This window comes from Treponema sp. R8-4-B8, assembly GCF_054786175.1.
This window is the reverse complement of sequence record NZ_BDHE01000135.1, coordinates 1-969: the sequence shown is the minus strand read 5'-3', so window position 1 is coordinate 969 and position 969 is coordinate 1. Positions and strand designations below refer to the sequence as shown.

The 969-nt window shown below is 35.0% G+C and carries 1 protein-coding gene and 1 pseudogene; one reads left to right on the top strand and one right to left on the bottom strand.

The window, feature by feature from the left end; genetic code table 11:
• Positions 1-388, top strand: a 388-nt coding sequence (locus ACYVRA_RS07415; RefSeq protein WP_461252107.1) for a dCTP deaminase, incomplete at its 5' end; no start/stop codon positions are given.
• 154 nt (positions 389-542) lie between these two features.
• Here ACYVRA_RS07415 and ACYVRA_RS07410 read toward each other — a convergent pair.
• Positions 543-969, bottom strand: a pseudogene (locus ACYVRA_RS07410) (AmmeMemoRadiSam system protein B); the annotation flags it as partial.

Sequence of the window (969 nt, the reverse complement as noted above, 5' to 3'; positions counted from 1 at the left end):
ACTAGATATGAAAATAAATAATAAATATAAAAAAATAATTATTCCAAATGACGGAATGATATTATATCCAAATAAATTATATTTAGGCGAAACTATTGAATACACAAGAACGGAAAATTATGTTCCGGCGATAGATGGCCGGTCATCTATTGGAAGGCTTGGTTTATATATCCATGTTTCGGCAGGATTTGGAGACGTAGGTTTCGCCGGTTATTGGACTTTGGAGATGTTTTGCATACAGCCGATAAAAATATATCCTAATATAGAAATTTGTCAAATATACTATCATACAATTGAAGGAGAATATGAAAAATACAGCAGTGAGAAATATCAAAATAATAAGGGAATACAGCCTAGCTTATTGTATAAAGAATTAGAAAATAAATAATTTTTATAACGAAGCAACATTTAAATATTTTTCAGATGGGATAATAGCAGAAACACGGACACGGAGTTTAAATATTTCTAAAGTTCTAAATGTATTCTAACCGTTCCTTAAGCCTTCGGACACCCCTCTTTGTGATCTTTGTCCCTTCGTGATCTTAGCGTGAAGTCTTTGGCGATTTATCCCCGAAATACGCAAAAAAATAACTGGTTACATCATGCTCCCACTCATTAGAGATTTCCCATGAATTGGTATGGTAGAGTATGAAAGATTCAAGATTGCTTTCCCCAAGACGGTCTAGCACAAAAATTCCCGGCCTGTTATCACAGCCAACCGTAAACCAGGAATTATCACTGGGGTTTTTTAAATACCGTAACGAATAACTATCCCTCTTTTCAGTCAGTTCAAGATTACCGTGATGTGAAAAATCAGTCGATATTAGTAAAAAATTTTCCCGCTTTCCCTTTTTGTCAAAAAAACCTTCAAGGGCTTGTGCAAGCATGGCGCTTTTTGGAACATTCAACGGCGGTTCGCCATCATAAGCAACAACCGCTACCAACGCTTTTGGAAAATATTTTTTAATA